Here is a 20,352-nt window from a genome sequence, read left to right as displayed (position 1 = left end):
TTGTACCAGAAATGGCGGTCAAAAAAATCTAATGTAGCATAAGAGTTACAATAAGATAATATAAAAAATAGGGAGGTGGATTTATGCATTTCAATCGATTGCTGTCAACGGAGATTTACACGTGGCAGGAGAACCACTAAGAATCATAACGGGTGGTTTTCCGGAAATTAAGAGGGCCACGCAACCGGAGCGAAGAGCGGATTGCATTAAACATTTAGATCATATTGTGGAAACTGGCAAATATGAAGTACAAGGTGAGCGAAAATTTGTCATTGATAGTCCGGCAGGAGAAGTAAACGCTTATGCCTGAAGGTCAGTTTGGTTTGAAAATGTCGATCGTTTGTGTACAAAAAAGAATTTCCGGTGAAAATTGCTGATCATTCGTCTACAGCAGACATTGCCCTTGAAGGAGCAATTCTTGACAGTGTCAAAATAAATTTACACGTGAATAATGAAAGTTTGCCAGAGTTACAGGACTGGGGTATGAAAATTAAATATTATATTGAAGAAAATCTGGATGTAAAGCACTCACTGCAAAATGATTTAAAGATATATATGGGGTCATTTTTTCGGATGAACCATCAGTAGAAAAAGCGGATTTGAAAAATGTAACAATATTTGCCGATCGACAAATTGACCGTTCGCCATGTGGTACAGGGGCAAGTGCAAGGGTAGCAACGTTATATGCGCGGGGAGAATTAATCAAAGGGGAAACTTTTGGAAATCACTATGCTCAAATTTTATTAGAGCATAGTGATTTTTATTTTTACTACTTGATAGATATGGCTTTTATGTTTGAACTAACGACTTAACATGTTGACTATTTAGACTATTAATTCGCTACTTATTTAGTGAAAATGTAGCTAGCTAACAAGATCCTGTTTTGAGTAACCTGAATTTGTGAAGTGATCTGGTTTGACTTGAGATTTAATTTTCATAACAAGTAAATAAACTATACCAGAAATAACCAAAGATTGTAGAGCTGGAATTCCAATTTTAACAACATACTCAGTTAGATATCCGACAGATGAACCTGCTAATATCGCAATTGTTGCAATCCAATTCCAACCTTGGTTATCTACCCATTCCTGCTTTCGAATAAAGAAAAAGTCAGCAAACATTACCGCTGCAATTGATGGATAAATTACAGCCATGATAATAAGAAAATCCATGAAGTAATTTAAAATACCAGCTATCGATAAAACTACACCTAATACAGATCCGACTACTGTTAGAATTGCTCTGCCCTTACTTGTGTCAACATTCAACATATTTGATGCTGCCAAACCAATTGAATAGCTTGCAACAAGTTGACTTGTCCAAAGGGCAATCCATAAAATCAAAAACCCCCAAAAAGGAAAACCAAGATCTTGCATAACAGCCACTATATCGGGATTACCTACCCCAACGGACATAACTGCGCCAGTTAAGAAAAAGAGCATTCCAATTGCAACAATACCTAAAGGAATTAGAGTTTGATCTTTAAGTGTTGGTTTTGAGTAGCGAGTGTAATCAGAAGCGATTAACCACTGTGCGACATTAGCACCTAAAACTAAGCTAATTGCTCCGAAAAAAGTTATAGATGGATCTGGGTTCCACGAAAGTATTTTATCCCAGCCTTCTCCTCTTAAAGCATAATATACACCACCTGAAATAAGAAGAATTCCAGCGGGTACTGCAACATAATCTGTCCACTTCATTGAGTTGTATCCTAATACAGCTGGAAGTGCAAATAACAATCCAGCAATTAGAGTTATTATTGCCCACATAATCCAATTTTCAGTGTAATCAATTCCAAACATTGCCGATAATGCATTTCCTGCTACGGATGTATTTATTCCGAACCAACCAACATTCAAAACAACAAGGGCCAATCCAACAATAAATCGAGCTTGAATTGAACCAAAGGCAGATCTTGCAATAACAGATGATGGGCGTCCTGTTTTAGCTCCTAGGTAGCCTTGCAAAGCATTTCCAATCCATTGTATTATGACTAAGCCAACTACTAATATCCAAAATACGTTTGATATACTAAAGCTACCTGCTAATGTTGCTCCAACCATAATGACTGGAACAGCAAATTCCAAACCACCAAAAATACTAGCGGGGACAATCCAATGTTGCCGTTCTGAGGCTGGGACAGCAGAAAGGGGTGAATCTGTATTTTTATCCATAACCATATATCCAAAACCTCCTAATATTTCAAAATATTTTATTTGCGTTCAAAATAGATTCTCTCTATACCTTCTGTCCAAATACGTTTCCCCACATTTTTAAGGGGTTGGATCTGTTTATAATCAATCTGGGCACATTCACTGGCTCATTTCCCCTATGTCTTCTAGCCAATTCGTCACCATAGTAAATGGCGATGGCCTGAGAAGGGGGGTTAGACACTTTTCAGTTCCAATCGCGCCAATAGCAAACTTGAACTATACTTGTATAAATGGTTTGATTTTCACCAATAGGATGATCATCAGAGTGTAAGCTAGGTTTACTTCTCTTCCGGACCACCTTGATTGTGTGACAATACTTTCATAAAGGGAAAGCGTTCCAAACCACTTCACAAGTTTTAGGTGCTTGATCTTCAAGTAGGGTTGCAGTGAATTCTTCTCCCCCCTAAAGCGTATTTTTATATGTCGCACTTTATTTCGTTCCGGTAAAAAGTTTTTTAGTTTCTATGCACTTGCACTGTGCTTGAATCGTAGGTTACACCATACTCTTTAGACGCTGTGTCGGCATCGATGTAACCATCAATTATATCTTCTAAAACATTTTCGAGAGGGCGTTCAAGTGGATTTCCGAAACCGCCACCTCCGCCAGTTTTAACAATAACGCAATCCCCTTTAGAAAGTGGTTTTGCATTTACTTTCAATATGTCTTCTTCTCCATTAGATGTCTTAACCGTTACTATTGGTGGTTTTCCAGATTGTCCACCAAATAATCCCCAACCTGGGGTTTTCGATCGTTCGAACCACAGTGATAAGTTAGCATTGGTTCTAAGTTCGTATTCTCTTGTAACACCTAGCCCACCTCGAGTTTTTCCAGCACCTCCAGAATTTTCTCTTAACAAATAAGAGTTAATTTTAAGAGGATATTTACCCTCAAGGACTTCAACAGGTAAGTTTTTAAAATCACCATTTGAGTTATTAATTAAACCAGATTGGCCATCGTTGGCGGAAAATGCTCCCCATCCACCGGCCGTTGGTTCAACGTATAGAAATGTCGAGTTTGACTTTTTATCATGTCCAGCAACGGTAATTACCATAGAATCCCCATAATGGGCTGCTGCACTTTGTTCCTTAAGTACTGGTGATAAAGCCTTTACAATTAAATCTATTAATAATCCAAGAGAAGTAAAATACCACCCACAGGCAGCTGGCTCTTCTGCACTGAATATCGTTCTTTTGGGAACGATAATATCCATCGTTTTAAAATTACCTCCAGTAACTGGAGAGTCAGGTCCTATTAGATGTTTAAATGCCACACGACAAGCTGAAACAGTTTGTGCAAGTCCGCAGTTTGTCATACCTTGTCTTTGTTCACTAGACCCGGTTAGATCAATTGTTAAACGGTCACCGGCTATAGTTACTTTTACCTTGACTAGCACGGGGTCATCGGTTACGCCGTCATTATCTAAGTAACCTTCTTCTTCATATACACCATCAGGTATACTTGAAATCTGCTCTTTATCCATAATTTCGGATTGCTTAAAAATATCCTTAATTGAGCGTCTAAAAGTATCAAGACTATGTTTTCTAATAATGTCGTAAACTCTTTTTTCGCCAGTCCGGCATGCAGCTATTTGAGCATTCATATCTCCTAAAGCATCATTACTCAATCTACTATTCATAGTAATAAGCTGAATAATGTCCTTACGGGGTTCACCAGCATCATAAATTTTAGTTGGAGGAATTCTAACTCCTTCCTGGTAAATTTCTATTGCATCCATTGGATAGCCAGGATCTTTTGCGCCAATGTCCAGCCAGTGAGCGCGTGTTGCCGAAAAACCTACTAAATAATCATCATAAAATATTGGAGAAATTATTGTTATGTCATTTAAATGTGACCCAGCTAAATAAGAGTCATTCATGATATAAATATCTCCGGGTTTATAGTTATCATTTCCGCCTATGAAATTTGTGGTTTCCCTAATACATACGTCCAAATTTCCCAAAAACATTGGTAGACCGGATGATTGCCCAAGTAATTCAGCATTTTCATTATAAATTCCAACACTACAATCCTTCATTTCATAAATTATTGGTGAGAAGGAGCTTCGTGCTAGACTTTCGTTCATTTCTTCTGCTGCAGAAATTAATGCATTACGAATAATTTCTGTAGTAACTGGATTTTCTAAAAAAATAGGTGTTTTTGTTTCACTCATTTTTCATTCCTCCTTATTACCTCGAGATTTCCGAATCTGTCTACATTAACTGTATAATATTCTGGAACAACAATAGTCGATGTGGAAGATTCGATGATTGTTGGTCCACTTACTATATGTCCGAAGGCTAGATCATTTGTTGAATAAACTGGGGTTTCTATTTCTTTATTATTCCATACAACTGCTTTTCTGCGAATTGGTTCAGGACTTCCTAATACCTTATCACTACTTTGAATATTCTCTTCGTTCTCTAATTTTCCTAAACCTACAATACGTAAGTTAACAACCTCTACAGCCCCTTCAGGATTACTATGACCATATATATTCTGATGGGTATTATTGAAAAGTTCTGTCAAACGATTAATGGAATTACTTTCAATTTTGCCATCTACTAGAGGAACAGTTACCGTGTACTCCTGCCCTACATAGCGTAAATCAACTAATCGTGTGAATTGAATATCTTCCTTACCAATATTCTGTTGATTAAGAACGATTTCTGCTTCTCGTTCCATATCATTATAGAGATCTTCTATTTTACTAAAATCACTATTTTCTAAAAAAGATACATAGTTACGTACGTCATCATGACGAATATCCGTTTGAAGCATTCCCCAAGCAGAAAATGTGCCAGCAACAGTTGGAATTAAAATTCTATTAATATCTAAATGATCTGCAATTAACATTGAGTGCATTGGTCCTGCTCCCCCAAATGCAACCAAGGAAAAGTCACGAGGGTCAATTCCTTTTGTAACAGTTAATGTTCTAATCGCATCTGCCATTTTTGCATTAGCAATATCACAAATACCTTCAGCAGTCTCAACAACGCTCAAATCAAGCTTTATAGCTATTTTTTCAATTGCTTCATATGCAGCATTCCAATCAAGTTTCATTTTACCGCCTAGGAAGCCATCAGCATCAATTCGACCAAGTATTAGGTTAGCGTCTGTAACAGTTGCTTCTGTTCCACCGTTTCCATAACACGCAGGTCCAGGGGTAGCACCGGCGCTATGTGGTCCAACACGTAAACCACCGCCTTCAATCCATGCTATTGAGCCCCCTCCAGCACCAATGGTATGCATGTTAACCATCGGAGATAATATAGGAAACTTTTCAATATTTGCTTCAGAAGTTACGTCCGGGTCACCATTAATTACCATACTTACATCAAAGCTAGTTCCCCCCATATCAACACAAATCAAGTTTTCGTTGGCAGTTTGTTGGCCCAATGTTAGACTGCCCATTGTCCCGCCTACTGGCCCAGATAAAAGTGTTTGAATTGGTTTGTTCTTCGCAATTTCTGAAGTCATTACGCCTCCATTTGATTGCATAATATATAAATCTCTATCCAACCCTCGATTGTCAATTTCGGATTCGAATTTTGATAAATAATTTTCAACGATAGGTGCAATATACGCATTGATAACTGTTGTGCTGGTCCGCTCATATTCGCGCCATTCCCGTACCACTTCATGTGACAAAGAAACGGACATTTCAGGAAGTTGTTCTTTGATTTTTTGCTTAATCAATCTTTCATGTTCAGGATTTTTATACGAATGTAATAAACAGACAGATACTGAGTCATAATCTTTTTCAGCAATTTCATTAATTACATTTTGAAGGCTTTCGTAATTTAGTGGCATGTCAATCTTGCCATCTACTAAAATCCGTTCTTCTACTTCATATACATGGCGTCGTTTAATAAGTGGATCGGGTTGCCGATATTGGATATTATAGATTTCCGAACGGTTGGCTCGTCCGATCTCATACAGGTCTCTAAATCCAGATGTAACTATAAGAGCCATATTGGCACCTTTTCTTTCTAAGAAAGCATTTAAGCCAACTGTAGTTCCGTGTACAAAGAAATCAACTTCATTAAAATCTTGTACCATTCTATTAATACCACTTAAAACACCATCAGATAAATTTTTAACTGTTGTAGGTACCTTTTCAGCATTATATTGGCCGGTTTGTTTATCAAATAGTACTACATCGGTAAACGTACCTCCAATATCAGCTGCTAATCGATATCTTGTCATATTAATTTCCTCCTATAAAAAATGAATGTGCTAAAAATACTCGAATCCATCTATTATTTTTGAACAATCACCTCCTAAGATATATAATCTTGTAGTCCTTTAAAAGAAACTGAGGAGCTTGTTATATATACAACACAAATTAAAAACTTACTTTTCCAGATGTTTAAAATGCAATTTCTATGCCAAAATGACCACAACATACTGATTTATCCCATAATTATTTCATTTTATATTATAAGGGTATTGTAAATTGAAGCGGTTTCATCAAGGGATGAAGAGATGATAATATAATTATAGGCAGGGTATAAAGAAAACTGTAAACCTATTAGATACACTAGTGTCAAAAGTATTAGAAAATATTTAATAGGGTGTATATTTCTTTAGAAAAAGTTTCTTTTATGTCGATGGTTGGCGTGAAAAGCGTCTTAGCAAGGGATTCCCGTTCGTAGCTTATGACTCCCTTTTCTTATAGTATCTCGACTAACGTGAAATTTATGGTCAAAGAATGATTGGGCACCTTTTCCAATGGCTTCAGCCGTCAATGCCATGGCCATTCGTTTATCTGAACCTTTTAATTTATTGGCGGCTTCATGCAATACATCTTTGAATTTTGTAAAAAGTTCTGTATTTTAGTATCTGTATCCTTTGCCATAAATTAACTAGTTAATTTTTTGAACGTCCCTAAATGCTCGTATCGGCGTTATGTATTTGGGCAATATGGTAGAAGTAGCCCCTGCCAATAATTTATATACAGATCCATTACACTCCTATACGAAGGCTCTGCTATCCGCAATCCCATTACAGATTTTCCGAACGGGAAAGCCCACTAGGGTGCGATAGCATCTCCTTTGGGGCGGGATGGGAGTGGTCGGATACGGAGTGCCACTAAAAACCAAAAGATTTCTGGTGCTTCAAGTATCCGAAAATTCTACTCTTTTTAGTTGTATATCTGTGCTAGTATATAGATAAAACTGATACAATAAATATATGAACGAATACAGAAGAACAAACAAAACCGTATCATTAATCAACTATCATTTTCATGCAGGTGTAGAAAAACGCTTTAAACAGTTCGCACAAGAAATATGGGAATAATCGGAAATTGCCATTGTTGTTTTAGAGTGTGACAAAGACCATACACACATGTACCTTAACGCACTGCCAACGCTTAGTCCTGCTGCTATCATGGCAAAAATCAAGGGAGTGACTTCTAAAAAACTAAGAGATGAATTTCCTCATCTTCAACATTTGCCAAGTCTTTGGACATGTTCCTGTTTTGTATCTACCGCAGGAAATGTATCGAGTGCAACTATTAAGCGTTATGTTGAACAACAGAAAACAAAGGGGTGAAATGATGTCGCAAACGATCACAGTAAAAATCAAATTGATCCCTACAAAAGAACAGGCTTCCATTTTATCAGAAATGAGCAAAACATATATTTCAACCATTAATGACCTTGTTTCTGATATGGTGAAAGAAAAGAAAAGCACCAAGAAATCAAGTAAGCATATGGATGTTCCTCTACCAAGCGCAGTTAAAAATCAAGCAATAAAGGATGCAAAAAGTGTATTTAAGAAAGTCAAGAAAAGCAAGTATGAAGTTGTTCCAGTCCTCAAAAAGCCTATGTGTATTTGGAACAATCAAAATTATTCTTTTGACCTTACGCATATTTCAATGCCTATCGTGGTTAATGGTAAAGTAAAGAAGACGCCTATTCGTGCTTTATTGGTTGATAAAGACAACCGTAGTATTGATTTGCTTAAACACAAATTAGGTACTCTTCGTATCACAAAGAAATCGAACAAATGGATTGCTCAAATTTCTGTCACTGTCCCTACTACTCAAGGAACAGGATTAAAGGTCATGGGAGTGGACTTAGGCTTAAAAGTACCTGCTGTTGCTGTAACAGATGATGAAAAGGTACGTTTTTTTGGTAATGGCAGACAAAACAAATACAAGAGGCGTAAATTTCGTTCTGAACGCAAAACATTAGGCAAAAAGAAAAAGCTGGATGCTATTCGCAGTTCAAAAGATAAAGAGCAACGCTGGATGAAAGAACAAGACCATAAGGTTAGTCGTGCAATCATAAATTTTGCTAAAGAGAATAAGATTTCTGTCATTCGTTTGGAAAAACTTGCGAATATTAGGCAGACGACACGCACAAGTCGTAAAAACGAAGAGAATTTGCACACATGGTCATTCTACCGCCTAGCTCAATTTATGGAATACAAAGCGAATCTGGCTGGTATTAGAGTTGAATATGTGAATCCTGCATACACTAGCCAAATATGTCCAAAGTGTTCTGAAAAGAATAAGGTACAAGACCGAAAATACAAGTGTAAATGCGGATTCGAGAAACATCGTGATCTAGTCGGTGCTATGAATATTCGTTCTGCACCTGTGGTTGATGGTAACAGTCAATCAGCATAGGGAACTATATGTTCTGCCCTATGAGGGGTGATGGCACACCCTCATCTTGAAAGCTGTTCAAAACAGAAATGGACTGCGAACGCTAAGTTATTCAAGAATCCCACTGGGGTTAGCCAGCTTGCCCGTTTACGGGTGGGAGTGTCAACGGATCCAAATATTGAGAAGGGTCGGGAGCGCATTATTCTAAAGGGAGATGTACCCAGCCCAATTTCTCCACCAAGTGGTTGCCCATTTAGAACGCGTTGTCCTGCAGCTATGGCTATCTGTAGTGAGGAAAAACCGAACTGGAAGGAAGTTCATAATGGTCATTGGGTATCATGCCATTTATATAATGATTAATAGATTGTGATTTTCAAAACACGATAATACATTGGAGGTTCTATCATGAATAAGTTAAGTGCATTAAGAAAACAATTTGGGGAATACAACATTGACGGTTTATTAGTAACGGATAGCTATAATCGGCGCTATATAACCGAATTTACAGGGACAACCGGACTTGCAATCATTTCATTTAAGGATGCAAAATTTATTACTGATTTTCGCTACATGGAGCAGGCATCCGATCAGGTTAAGGGTTATGAAATTATTGAAAATAGGGCAATGTTTCAGGAAGCAGCCAAACAAGCAGAAGATATGGGAATAACAAGACTTGGAATTGAACAAGAAAACTTAAACCTAAAGCAATATAACGAATTAATTGGGTTATTAAAAATAGAATGTGTCCCAGTATCCGGTGTAATAGAGAATTTAAGGGAAATAAAATCGAAGGATGAAATTGAAAAAATTAAAACGGCTGCAAGTATATCTGATAAGGCATTTAAACATATTCTTGATTTTATTCGACCAGGGGTTACCGAAATGGAAATTAATCATGAACTTGAATATCAAGTGAGAAAAAATGGTGCAACCGCCTCTTCCTTTGACTTGATAATTGCATCGGGGTATCGTTCAGCACTACCACATGGTGTTGCTAGTAACAAAAAAGTAGAAAAAGGAGATATGTTAACACTTGATTTTGGCGCATTGTATGAGGGTTATTGCTCTGATATGACTAGAACCATTGCAGTGGGTGAGCCAAAACCTGAATTAAAAGAGATTTATACGATTGTTTTAGATGCACTTCATTTAGGGATTAGTGAGATAAAATCAGGACAATCCTGTAAGGTTGTTGATGATAAGGTTCGCGCCTTCATTACCGATAAGGGCTATGGTGATGAATTTGGACATGGTACTGGTCATTCGTTTGGACTTGAAATTCATGAAAATCCCTACTTTTCTAGCAAGTCAACAGATGTGTTAAAGACTAATATGGTAATGACAGTGGAGCCGGGTATTTATTTACCTGGGATTGGAGGGGTTCGAATTGAGGATGATGTTCTAGTAACAGATGATGGATACGAGGTATTAACCAATGCGCCTAAAGAATTAATTATTTTATAGACTGTAATTAAAACATAAGCGGGTCTGGCTAATTATATGTATATGCCGGGACCGCTTATGCATAGATAGATTTATATTTTGTGCCATCTTATAAAAAGTAAATTAAATGTAAAATAACGACTGTAATAAAAAGCGCAATCGTTTGAAACATAACTAACTGATAAAACAATTGGCTTACCTTTTCAGAAGGTACCGTTGATTCATTAGTGGGAATAAAGGAATCATCACTTCTAGTTATTAACCGTCGAAATCTTCTTAAACCATATGTTATTCCGTCAAAGAAACGATTTTTGATAATGAATAGGGACAAACAGAACGATAAATAGATTAAAAACTGATAAAATAAGATATTTAGGTAGTTAACAAAACTATAGTTTGTTGTAAATAAAAGAAACAAAATAAAACTTATAAGAATTGAAACAACAAGGTAAAACAAATTCTTATTTTTTATGATCGACATATTAATCATCCTATTAAGAAAAATCTTTTTATATTTGACTGGCTTTAATAGTGTGTTCAAAAAGGAGGATGAAAAGGACCGAGAAGTTCGAGGCGGCGTAGTTTCGAGCAGCGGAATGTATGCAATTAGATACATGAGCAGCGGAGAAACAAGCCAACGAGCTTCCACAGGATGTGGTGACTTCGACGTTCGACACAGGACGTGTCGGCACTTAGTCGAAGATCCCCTATGCCGAAGTGTCATTTTCACCGGACTTTTTGAACATCATCTTTAAACGTATTGATTCGGTACATTCTTATCAGATAAAGCCACATATTCCTCCCACTGCTCCTGAAGCAATCGTTTCCCTTTCTTCACATGAGGATGAAACTGAATATAGGCATTATTTCGCGTTTGTTCAATTGCCTGAATGGATTCCTCAATTTCTCTATCTAAACCATCAACACCAGAATTCTGTGCTATCGTAAGTCCTGCCGTTTCCCCTTGGGCGATAGCGACTTTTGCACCCTCAATGCCGGTAATATTGCCGGCAACGTATAAGCCGTCAAGTGATGTTTCCATCCGTTCGTTATGCAACGGGACATAACCACCCAATTCATCGATAAGGTAAAATGGACATCCTGCGACCGCAGCCAATTCGGTTAATGGGTAAAGTCCCCCAGCGATGCATACAAAATCACACGGTACTTTTTTTTCACTTCCAGGAACTACCTCACCGTTTGTGTCTACGTTTGCCAATGTTATGCCTTCAACTTGCCCGTCGCCGTATATTTCAACGACAGCTTTTCTGAGCTGGATTGGAATATCCCACATTTTTACACCATTTTTCGGGTAAAATGTAACACCTAATTTTTTCATGAAATCATTCTTCATTAGTTTACTTCCAAGCCGGACGAACTGTGATGGCGCCATATGGGATACATGGAGCAAGGAATCGAGCACTGTTTTGGGTTGTGCAGCATGGTCCGTTACTTGGCTTAGCTTCGGTAATGTCATGCAAGCGACGTCAATACCTGCAAGTTTTAATTCCATAGCGATCGCGGACGAGAGGGCGTTAACACCGATAATAACACCGCGTTCACCTGGCTTGACCCGGTGAACGTTAGTCATGACTTGAGCTGCACCTACAGACATAACGCCTGGCAATGTCCAGCCTGGTACAGGGACAGGGGATTCAGCGGCCCCCGTTGCCAGCAACAGGTGTTTTGTATAATACGTTTCCCCTTCAGTATAAATGACCCATTCTGTATCCGTTTTTTCAATATTATTTACAGGAGTGTGCAATTGAACGTGAACGCCTAAGTCTAGCGCTTGATCGTATAATCTACTAGACTCGTTTACACCGTTCCACCATGATCCATCGGGTTGTTCGTAAAGCTGCCCTAAAAGTCTTCCACCGGGCTTCAAGTACTCATCCATTACAAATACAGATAATCCATTTTTAGCACATGTAATAGCCGCTGATAAACCCGCGGGTCCCGCTCCGATTATGATTACGTCATGCATGGTTGTTCCTCCAATCTCGTACAGTCGTCGGCAGTTGTCCGCCACTTTCTACAACCATCCCTTCTTTTAGCGGTGTCAAGCATGCCCGAACACCTTGCTGCCCATTTACGGTTACTCTGCATTCAAAACAATGTCCAATATTACAATATATTCCGCGGGGAGCACCACTTTCTTCATGATGTCGTAGTGTACGGATCCCGTTCGCTAAGAGGGCAGCGGCGATTGATTCATTTTCTAAGCCTTGATATGTTTCATTATTAAAGGTAAACGTTACGGAATTTTTCTCTTCTATTTTGCCAAGTACAGGATGTTCAAGGATTCGTTGACTCATTTTTCTTGTCCCCCTAGATTACCGAAGCTGATCGGACGTACTGGTGGTTGATATTTTAACGTTATTTGTGTTTGTTTTTGGCTTTCAAGTGTTGCTGCAATCTTGTCTACCATACAGCGGCATGTTCTGCCACCGCAATATCCCATGCCCGCTCTCGTACGAAGCTTCAATTCCCGTGCGGAGCAATTATAGTTAGCAGCGGTTTCAACTAGGTCTTGGTATGTGATTTCTTCGCATCGGCAAACAATCATGTCTTTTTCTGTCAATTGGATCACCCCTACTTTTGCGTCTGTACGTTAGTTCCATGCAAGAATAATGCCAACATCAAACTTTTAAGCCCAATTTATTCAATCGATTGTAAAGTGTTGCCCGGGTAACCCGAAGATTTTTGGCGCATAATAATTTGTTGCCATCCACTTTTTTTAATTCTTTCAGGATAATATCTTTTTCTAACTCTTGCAGCCGTTCTTGCAATGATCGATTATCATGTTCAATAAATAATGGAAGATTTCCATTGTGAGCGTTTGGTAGGTCTTTTTCAAAAGGTAGATCTTCCAGTTTCATTTCGCCATCTTCGGAAAAAACGACGAGACGTTCCACAACATTTTTCAGCTCCCTAATATTGCCTGGCCATTTGTGTTGCAGGAGTGCCTGCATAACGGACTGTGATATTCCATGAATCGGACGGTTATATTTTATAGAAATATCGTGCAGGAAATAATGGGTTAATTCAATAATATCTTCCGGTCGCTTTCGGAGTGGCGGGATTTCTATACCTACAACGTTTAACCGATAGTAAAGGTCCTCTCTGAACTTCCCCTCTTTGACAAGTTCGTTTAGATTGCGATTTGTTGCTGCTACCACGCGGAAATCTACCTCTATTTCCCTTGTTCCACCGACTGGATAAAACACCTTTTCCTGAAGCAAACGGAGAATTTTTACTTGCATTTCCAATGGCATTTCGCCGATTTCATCTAAAAACAATGTGCCACCCTTGGCAAGCTCGACTTTCCCCTTTTTCCCTTTCTGATCTGCCCCGGAAAAAGCTCCTTTTTCATATCCGAAAATTTCACTCTCGAATAGGGAAGAGGGAATGGCACCGCAATTGATCGCGATAAACGGAGCATTTTTTCCTTCGCGGATCGTATGAACTGCTTTTGCGAACAATTCCTTTCCGACACCACTCTCGCCATAGATCAATATATTGGTATCCGTTGTTGCGGCCTTTTTTATTTTGTTGATGGCTTGTTTTAGTGCAGGACTGTTTCCTCTGATATGGATGAACGGATCGTCGGTGGAGGTTAATTTGTTTACTTCTTTTTCTAAATGAAACAGTCGTTCGGAGGCATCGTATAGCTCTTTATTTAACTTGATTTGGCTGGTGATGTCGGTTTCCGATACAACGGCACCAATAATTTTTTCGTCAAAATAAACTGGGTTTGAGTTAATCAAGACGACCTGATTTTCACGTGCATGATGTTGGCTATGATGTACTGATGTTCCGTCGTTTAGAGCATTTAAGATTTCCAATCGGTCAGGTTTAAAAAAGTCGGTGATTGGCTTGCCGATGATTTCATCCTGTTTGACAGAGAAAATTTGTTCCGCGCCCTTGGTCCATGCAAGTACCCGTTTATCATTGTCGATAACAGTACACGATTCGTCGATTGTGTCGAGAATAGTCGATATATATGCCTGTACATGCTGGTATGCCGCGAGCAGCTTTTTGTTTAGCTCATAGGAAGTGACATAGCCAACAATCACTCCATCATGATCCGTAGCGATCAGGTATTCATGCTGCTTTAGTTTTTCAATAACATCTTCAATTTCCTCGTCAGTTGCAATAACGTCACAAAGCAGATAGCGTAACGGTTCTTGCTGCTCTGTCAGCTTGATAAAGCGAATTTCGCCATCTTTTATATGAAACACTTTTTTGGGATATTCCGTTTTTACAATGGATGCCAGTTCTTCTTCAGTCATATTTTCTTTATCTAATAGAAGGTAGTTGGGATTGATAAAACTTTCGAAATCTAGAAATTTTGCAACCATAATATGTATACCCCCGTGTATAGAATTATTTACACTTTATAAACATTTTTACACAGATAATCATCGAAATCAACACTATTTTGAATATATTCTTATTTTGGAGGTTGGCATATAACTTGCATAACTAATGATGGATTGTTTTTAGAGAGGGGGGATTTTATGAACAACACGATACATAGGAATGTCATCATCATCGGTGGCGGCATTATGGGAGCAGCAATTGCCTATTACTGTTCAAAAGCAGGGCTGGATATTACGGTACTCGAAAAAAAGGAATTGGCTAGTGGAACGTCTTCCCGATGTGATGGTAATATTCTGGCGATTGACAAGGATCCAGGCTTTGATAGTCAAATGTCTCTAAAAAGCCAGCAATTAGTCCATGAACTGGATAAAGAACTTGAAATCTCCTTTGAATACCGCAACCCCGGCAGTATTCTTGTCTGTGAAAATGACAATGAACTAGAAGCAGCTCAAAAGTGGGTAACCCAACAGCAGGAGGCAGGACTCGACTTTAAGATGCTGGATCGGGAAGATTTACGAAATGAATCGAAATTTTTCGCTGATGATCTTTACGGTGGGTTGGAGTGTAAAACAGATTCGACAGTTAATCCATACATGCTTACGTACTCCATGTTTTACAGCGCTGAAAAAAGTGGAGCAAAAATACATACGCATACGGAAGTTAAAAATGTAACCAAGGATGCATCAGGACAGTTCGTAATTGAAACCGATAAAGTAACGTTTACCGCTAACAAAGTGATCAATGCATGTGGTGTATGGGCACCATTCATCGGACAAATGCTGGACGTTGACGTTCCCATTAAACCGCGAAAAGGACAATTAATTGTTGCTTCAAGACAGCAACCTGTCGGACTTCGCAAAGTAATGGAGTTTGGCTACCTCATTTCCAAGTTTGGTGGGGAACGGGTGGTGGATCCGATAACCGAAAAATACGGGGTTGCCTTGGTGTTCGAACCAACGGAAAGTCAAAATTTTTTAATCGGCAGCAGTAGGGAGTTCAACGGGTTCGATATAAAAGTGAACCACGATGTTACCAAATATATTGCGAAACGGGCAGTTCGATTCTATCCAAAGATGGCTGATATGACGGTGATCCGGACGTATGCTGGTCTCCGGCCATGGACCGAAGATCATCTGCCAATCATCTCGCATGTAGATGAAGTTCCTGGATTTTATATTGCTGCTGGTCATGAAGGTGATGGCATTAGTTTGGCAGCGATAACTGGAAAAGTAATGCAAGAAATGATCTCTGGAAGCGAAACGTCAATTCCCATCGAGCCACTGCGCTATGACCGCTTTGAAGAGAAGGTGATGAATTAAATGAAGTTTCAACGTTTGTTTACTACAATCGATACTCATACAGGTGGAAATCCGACAAGGACAGTGCTAAGCGGATTGCCTAAGTTACAAGGCGAGACCATGTCAGAAAAAATGCTATATATGAAGGAGCATTATGACTGGATCCGTAAGTTTTTGATGAACGAACCAAGAGGCCATGACGTCATGTCAGGAGCACTCATGGTCGACCCGTGTCATCCTGAAGCGGATGTTGGTGTCATTTATATTGAGACAGGTGGCTACTTGCCCATGTGCGGTCATGATACGATTGGATTTTGCACGGCACTAGTGGAAGCGGGATTGATTGAGATAACCGAACCATATACACATCTTAATCTGGATACACCGGCTGGTTTGGTCAAAGTAAAAATTTTGGTGGAGTACGGAAAAGCAAAAGAAGTAACGTTCGCCAATGTGCCATCATTTTTATTGAAATCGATTGAAATTGATGTAGTGGATGTTGGGCATATTGAATGTGATATTGCCTATGGTGGCAACTTTTACGGGATTATTGACGCACGCAAGCTGGGACTTGATTTAACGACGGACAATGCGTCAACCATCATTGACAAGGCGATTACTATCCGCAATGCCATTAATTGGGGAGAACAAGTAGTTCATCCCGAACATCCGTTTATCAACGGTCTAACACATATTGAGTTTTATACGAACGCCGTTCATCCAGAAGCAGATTTAAAAAACACAGTTGTGGTCCCTCCCGGTGGAATTGATCGGTCCCCATGTGGCACGGGAACATCGGCCAAACTTGCGACAATGTACGAAAAACATGAGATCGGCAAGAATGAGCGGTTTGTTTACGAAAGCATCGTTGGTACGCTGTTTAAAGCACAGATTTTGGACGTGACAGCGATCAAAGATCATAAAGCCGTTATTCCGGAAGTTACCGGTTCAGCCTGGGTGATGGGAATGCATCGGTTCTTTTATAATGAAAACGATCCATTAAAAGAAGGCTTTTTGTTAATCCCGCCGATGGAAGGCCATTAAAGAGGGAGGTGTTCACGTGAACGTTAATAAAATGTTTACCACAATTGATACCCATGTTGCGGGTGAGGCCATCCGTATTATTGTTCATTCGCCGATTATGCTAAACGAACAAAGTATAGAATTGAATCAGGCATTAATTGAGGAAAAATATGCGCGTGAAAAAGCATTGCTGCTAAATGAACCGCGTGGGCATCGTGGTATGAATGGATGTATCGTCTTACCATCTAACAAGGCAGATTTTGCGTGTGTTTTTGTTCATCACGAGCGTGACGTGCAATTTATGTATGGCGGATTAGTGGCTACCGTTACTGCATTATTGGAAACAGGTAATCTGGCAAAACATGACAATAACGTTTATCAGATCGAAACAGCAGGTGGTGTCCAGTCTGTTTATGCTAGTTTCGAGAATCAAGAGGTACAAACGGTCCTGGTGGAGAGTGATGCCTGCCGGATTATCGAAACAACGGAGGAATATAGTTTGGTAGAAGTAGATCATGCCCGTAACTACTTGATTTACGAAAAACCAGAATCGATACTGGGGATCGAAATGGAATATTTAGCCCCGATTCAAAAGTGGGGAAAACAAACCACAGAATCACTGGGTAAAAATGGTGTTTCATTTGCCGGCATCATCATGATTGATTCCGCTGATTCTCATGGAAGTAACGTTCGATCCGTTACTTTCGAAAGAGATGGAAGCATATTGCGATCTCCAGGGATGGACAGCACATTTAGTATATTCGCAGCTTTGCTGGATCAGTCTGATACATTAACACAGCTGACCAATCAAAGTATTTTTGACAGTACGTTGACGGCTAGATTAATTGAAGGAGCAAGTTGTCAATTTTCCATTGAGACACAGGCGTTTATCACGGGAGTGCATCAATTTATTTACGACCAGGAAGATCCATTAGAACATGGATTTTTGTTGAAATAATCCAAAAGGGGGGTTTGTTAACATCAAGAGAAGCGCTTACTATGAAAACGATTAAATAGGGAGAGTGGATAATGAGCGCAGAAAAGCGATTGCCGACGTTTGGAGAGGTGCTATTTGTACTGATAGCCTTCATAGTCATTATGTTTTTGTTTGTCGTACAGCTGGGAATACCGATTCAACTGGCACTTTTAACGACCTGGTTTATGATCATGCTAGTAGGGCTCCGAATCGGGTACACCTATTCAGAGATGCAGGACGGAATTTTGAAAGGAATTTACGACGGACTTGAGGCTGTATTGGTACTGATTTCAGTAGGTGCACTAATTGGTACTTGGATAGCAGGTGGTGTCGTACCTAGTATCATTTATTACGGGCTATCGATCATTGATCCAAGTATATTTTTGATGGCGGCTTTTATTATTTGTGCGATAACCTCATTAGCGACTGGCACATCGTTTGGATCAGCTGGTACTGCCGGTATTGCTATGATGGGGATTGGTGTAAGCTTTGGTTTTCCAATCGCACTTGTCGCCGGTGCAGTTATTTCCGGGTGTTATGTGGGGGATAAACTTTCGCCATTGTCCGATACAACGGTCATGACGGCATCATTGTCAAAAGTCAACTTGATTGAGCACATTAAATCGATGTTGTTTGTCAGTACACCAGCATTTATCATTACAGCTTTATTATTCCTTGGCACCGGATTTTTTTTCCACGGCAGTAATGGGGATCTAAGTCAGGCACAATCAACGATGACATCGTTAAGCGAGTATTTTAACATTGCATGGTACATGTTAATTCCTGCTGCTGTTGTCATCTTGATGCTGGCACTTAAAAAACCATCCATACCGGTCATCCTGTTAGGTGCGCTGTTAGGTTCTGTATGGGCGTATCTTTTTCAGGATGTTGCATTGTTAGATGCTATTAATAGCTTATACTCTGGCAACAACATCGAATCTGGCGTTGATTTTATTGACAATCTATTAAATCGCGGCGGAATTGAATTCATGCTTGGTGTAATCGTACTCATTCTATTTGCCCTTGGGGTAGGCGGATTGATGGAGAAAATCGGGATCCTGCGGGTGATATGCAATACTATGCTAGCATGGGCAGACAACGCGGGAAAAACGACATTAACAACCCTGCTTTCCGGATTCTTTGGTAACTTCTTCGGTGGAGCAGCCTATGTGTCTATCATAACAGCAAGTAAAATTACCGAAGAAAACTATGATCGTTTAAACATTGATCGACGAGTGCTTTCACGAAATACCGAGGCAGGTGGCACTGTAACCACACCAATGGTTCCATGGTCAGATGGAGGTGTCTTTATGGCGGCAACGCTCGGTGTATCAACGATAACGTATTTGCCATTTTTATGGTTTAACTTTTTAGTTATTGTCATATCGCTTATTTATGGATTTACCAATAAATTTATTTGGTATACAAATCAAGAAGAAAACAATAAGGATGAAAAAGCGGTAAACGCATAAAATCAATCAGGGAGGAATTTCAAAATGAAAAAACTAGAAGGAGCATTTCCAGTTCTTATCACACCAATGCATCAGGATGGAGAAGTGAATTATGGTGGATTAAAGCAAAATATTGAACACTTCATTAACGAAGGTGTCGCAGGCATTGTTGTTAACGGAAGTACTGGAGAATTTGTTAGTTTAACGAAGGAAGAAAAATTTAAGGCAGCTGAGGCGGCAGTTGAACAAGTTAACGAACGCATTCCACTGATCGTCGGTACTGCTGCTGAAACAACAAAAGATGCGGTAGAATACACGAAGCACGCCGAGGCCGCTGGTGCTGATGCAGCATTGCTGATTAATTCCTATTATGCCCATCCAAAAAATCATGAAATTTATGAGCATTTTAAAACAGTTGCAGAATCTGTCAGTCTACCAATCATGATTTACAACAATCCGTTCACATCGGGCGTCGATATTGACACGGAAACGATCTTAAAGGTTGGTCGCGATGTTGATAATATCACGCATATTAAAGAATCGAGCGGGGAAATTCGCAAAGTTCGTGACATCACAAGACAAGGAAATGGTTTTATCAAAACATTCTGTGGATCGGATGATCTGGCACTTGAGTCGTTTTTAGTAGGGGCAACTGGGTGGATTTCTGTCGCGGGAAATATCGCACCACGACTAGCTACTGATCTATTTAATTGTGTTCAAGAAGGAAACATTGGCCGGGCATGGGAATTGTATGACAAACTGCTTCCACTTTGCAACTATATTGAGGGATCAGGAAAATATGTACAAATCGTTAAACGGGCCATGGATTTGCAAGGGTTAGCAGGTGGTCCGTCACGTAAGCCAAGACTTCCATTGACCGATGAAGAAGACGCTCAACTGAAGGAAATTTTGGACAGTTTGCTTGTTACTGAAAAATAAACACTT

Annotated in this window: 17 protein-coding genes and 3 pseudogenes; 11 read left to right on the top strand and 9 right to left on the bottom strand. The window is 39.4% G+C overall.

Annotated elements, in window-relative coordinates:
- Nucleotides 1–97 precede the first annotated feature (97 nt).
- Nucleotides 98–719: pseudogene (locus CZ382_RS10725) on the top strand (proline racemase family protein); the annotation flags it as partial.
- A gap of 144 nt (nt 720–863) precedes the next feature.
- On the opposite strand, the gene CZ382_RS10720 reads toward CZ382_RS10725, so the two are convergent.
- The 4 genes and pseudogenes from CZ382_RS10720 to CZ382_RS10705 form a co-directional block, all read right to left on the bottom strand.
- Nucleotides 864–2,180 carry a purine-cytosine permease family protein gene (locus CZ382_RS10720; protein WP_088051246.1) on the bottom strand — a complete coding sequence of 439 codons (1,317 nt, stop codon included), beginning with the start codon at nt 2,178–2,180 and terminating at the stop codon, nt 864–866.
- A 352-nt stretch (nt 2,181–2,532) separates the two neighbouring features.
- Nucleotides 2,533–2,577: pseudogene (locus tag CZ382_RS24660) on the bottom strand (hypothetical protein); the annotation flags it as partial.
- A 91-nt stretch (nt 2,578–2,668) separates the two neighbouring features.
- Complete coding sequence (locus tag CZ382_RS10710) at nt 2,669–4,384, bottom strand: hydantoinase B/oxoprolinase family protein (protein ID WP_088051245.1); 1,716 nt, start codon at nt 4,382–4,384, stop codon at nt 2,669–2,671.
- On the bottom strand, nt 4,381–6,420 hold the full coding sequence (locus tag CZ382_RS10705; protein WP_088051244.1) for a hydantoinase/oxoprolinase family protein: 2,040 nt from the start codon (nt 6,418–6,420) through the stop codon (nt 4,381–4,383). Before CZ382_RS10705 ends, CZ382_RS10710 begins: the two co-directional genes overlap by 4 nt.
- Nucleotides 6,421–7,122: 702 nt before the next feature.
- Here CZ382_RS10705 and CZ382_RS24185 point away from each other — a divergent pair.
- The 5 genes and pseudogenes from CZ382_RS24185 to CZ382_RS10685 all read left to right on the top strand — a co-directional run bounded on the left by CZ382_RS24185 (nt 7,123) and on the right by CZ382_RS10685 (nt 10,294).
- Nucleotides 7,123–7,260 carry an ABC transporter ATP-binding protein gene (locus CZ382_RS24185; RefSeq protein ID WP_371871295.1) on the top strand — a complete coding sequence of 46 codons (138 nt, stop codon included), beginning with the start codon at nt 7,123–7,125 and terminating at the stop codon, nt 7,258–7,260.
- Between the two features lie 147 nt (nt 7,261–7,407).
- Nucleotides 7,408–7,770 (top strand): annotated as a pseudogene (tnpA, locus tag CZ382_RS10700) (IS200/IS605 family transposase).
- A 4-nt stretch (nt 7,771–7,774) separates the two neighbouring features.
- Nucleotides 7,775–8,851, top strand: a complete 1,077-nt coding sequence (locus CZ382_RS10695; protein ID WP_088051243.1) for an RNA-guided endonuclease TnpB family protein — start codon at nt 7,775–7,777, stop codon at nt 8,849–8,851.
- 30 nt (nt 8,852–8,881) lie between these two features.
- Nucleotides 8,882–9,190, top strand: coding sequence for an oligopeptide/dipeptide ABC transporter ATP-binding protein (locus CZ382_RS24790; protein ID WP_088051242.1), 309 nt, complete (start codon nt 8,882–8,884; stop codon nt 9,188–9,190).
- A 45-nt stretch (nt 9,191–9,235) separates the two neighbouring features.
- Entirely contained in the window at nt 9,236–10,294 is a 1,059-nt protein-coding gene (locus CZ382_RS10685) for a M24 family metallopeptidase (RefSeq protein WP_088051241.1), read from the top strand.
- Between the two features lie 88 nt (nt 10,295–10,382).
- Here CZ382_RS10685 and CZ382_RS23725 read toward each other — a convergent pair whose 3' ends face one another.
- From CZ382_RS23725 to CZ382_RS10660, 5 genes are all read right to left on the bottom strand, one after another.
- A complete protein-coding gene (locus tag CZ382_RS23725; RefSeq protein WP_159457789.1) occupies nt 10,383–10,754 on the bottom strand; it encodes a DUF3899 domain-containing protein in 372 nt (123 codons plus the stop codon).
- 270 nt (nt 10,755–11,024) lie between these two features.
- Entirely contained in the window at nt 11,025–12,260 is a 1,236-nt protein-coding gene (locus tag CZ382_RS10675; protein ID WP_088051239.1) for an NAD(P)/FAD-dependent oxidoreductase, read from the bottom strand.
- The gene (locus CZ382_RS10670) at nt 12,253–12,591 is read right to left on the bottom strand and encodes a (2Fe-2S)-binding protein (RefSeq protein WP_088051238.1); all 339 of its coding nucleotides are present in this window, start codon (nt 12,589–12,591) and stop codon (nt 12,253–12,255) included. Before CZ382_RS10670 ends, CZ382_RS10675 begins: the two co-directional genes overlap by 8 nt.
- Nucleotides 12,588–12,857 (bottom strand): (2Fe-2S)-binding protein, encoded by a 270-nt coding sequence (locus CZ382_RS10665; protein ID WP_088051237.1) that lies wholly within the window; start codon nt 12,855–12,857, stop codon nt 12,588–12,590. Before CZ382_RS10665 ends, CZ382_RS10670 begins: the two co-directional genes overlap by 4 nt.
- A gap of 58 nt (nt 12,858–12,915) precedes the next feature.
- The gene (locus tag CZ382_RS10660; protein ID WP_088053440.1) at nt 12,916–14,568 is read right to left on the bottom strand and encodes a sigma-54 interaction domain-containing protein; all 1,653 of its coding nucleotides are present in this window, start codon (nt 14,566–14,568) and stop codon (nt 12,916–12,918) included.
- A gap of 228 nt (nt 14,569–14,796) precedes the next feature.
- On the opposite strand from CZ382_RS10660, the gene CZ382_RS10655 reads away from it, so the two are divergent.
- The 5 genes from CZ382_RS10655 (at nt 14,797) to dapA (ending at nt 20,346) form a co-directional block, all read left to right on the top strand.
- Nucleotides 14,797–15,978, top strand: a complete 1,182-nt coding sequence (locus CZ382_RS10655; RefSeq protein WP_088051236.1) for an NAD(P)/FAD-dependent oxidoreductase — start codon at nt 14,797–14,799, stop codon at nt 15,976–15,978.
- The gene (locus tag CZ382_RS10650) at nt 15,979–17,001 is read left to right on the top strand and encodes a proline racemase family protein (RefSeq protein ID WP_088051235.1); all 1,023 of its coding nucleotides are present in this window, start codon (nt 15,979–15,981) and stop codon (nt 16,999–17,001) included. It begins immediately after the preceding gene.
- Between the two features lie 16 nt (nt 17,002–17,017).
- Nucleotides 17,018–17,938, top strand: coding sequence for a proline racemase family protein (locus CZ382_RS10645; RefSeq protein ID WP_088051234.1), 921 nt, complete (start codon nt 17,018–17,020; stop codon nt 17,936–17,938).
- Between the two features lie 71 nt (nt 17,939–18,009).
- Nucleotides 18,010–19,428, top strand: a complete 1,419-nt coding sequence (gene nhaC / locus CZ382_RS10640; RefSeq protein WP_088051233.1) for a Na+/H+ antiporter NhaC — start codon at nt 18,010–18,012, stop codon at nt 19,426–19,428.
- 24 nt (nt 19,429–19,452) lie between these two features.
- Nucleotides 19,453–20,346: a 4-hydroxy-tetrahydrodipicolinate synthase gene (dapA, locus tag CZ382_RS10635; protein ID WP_088051232.1), complete on the top strand. Its 894-nt coding sequence runs from the start codon at nt 19,453–19,455 to the stop codon at nt 20,344–20,346.
- Nucleotides 20,347–20,352: the final 6 nt, after the last annotated feature.

This window comes from Virgibacillus dakarensis, assembly GCF_900155625.1.
Classification (GTDB): domain Bacteria; phylum Bacillota; class Bacilli; order Bacillales; family Amphibacillaceae; genus Lentibacillus_C; species Lentibacillus_C populi.
Note: the sequence above shows the minus strand (reverse complement) of the source record. Positions and strands in the feature narration are given on the sequence as shown.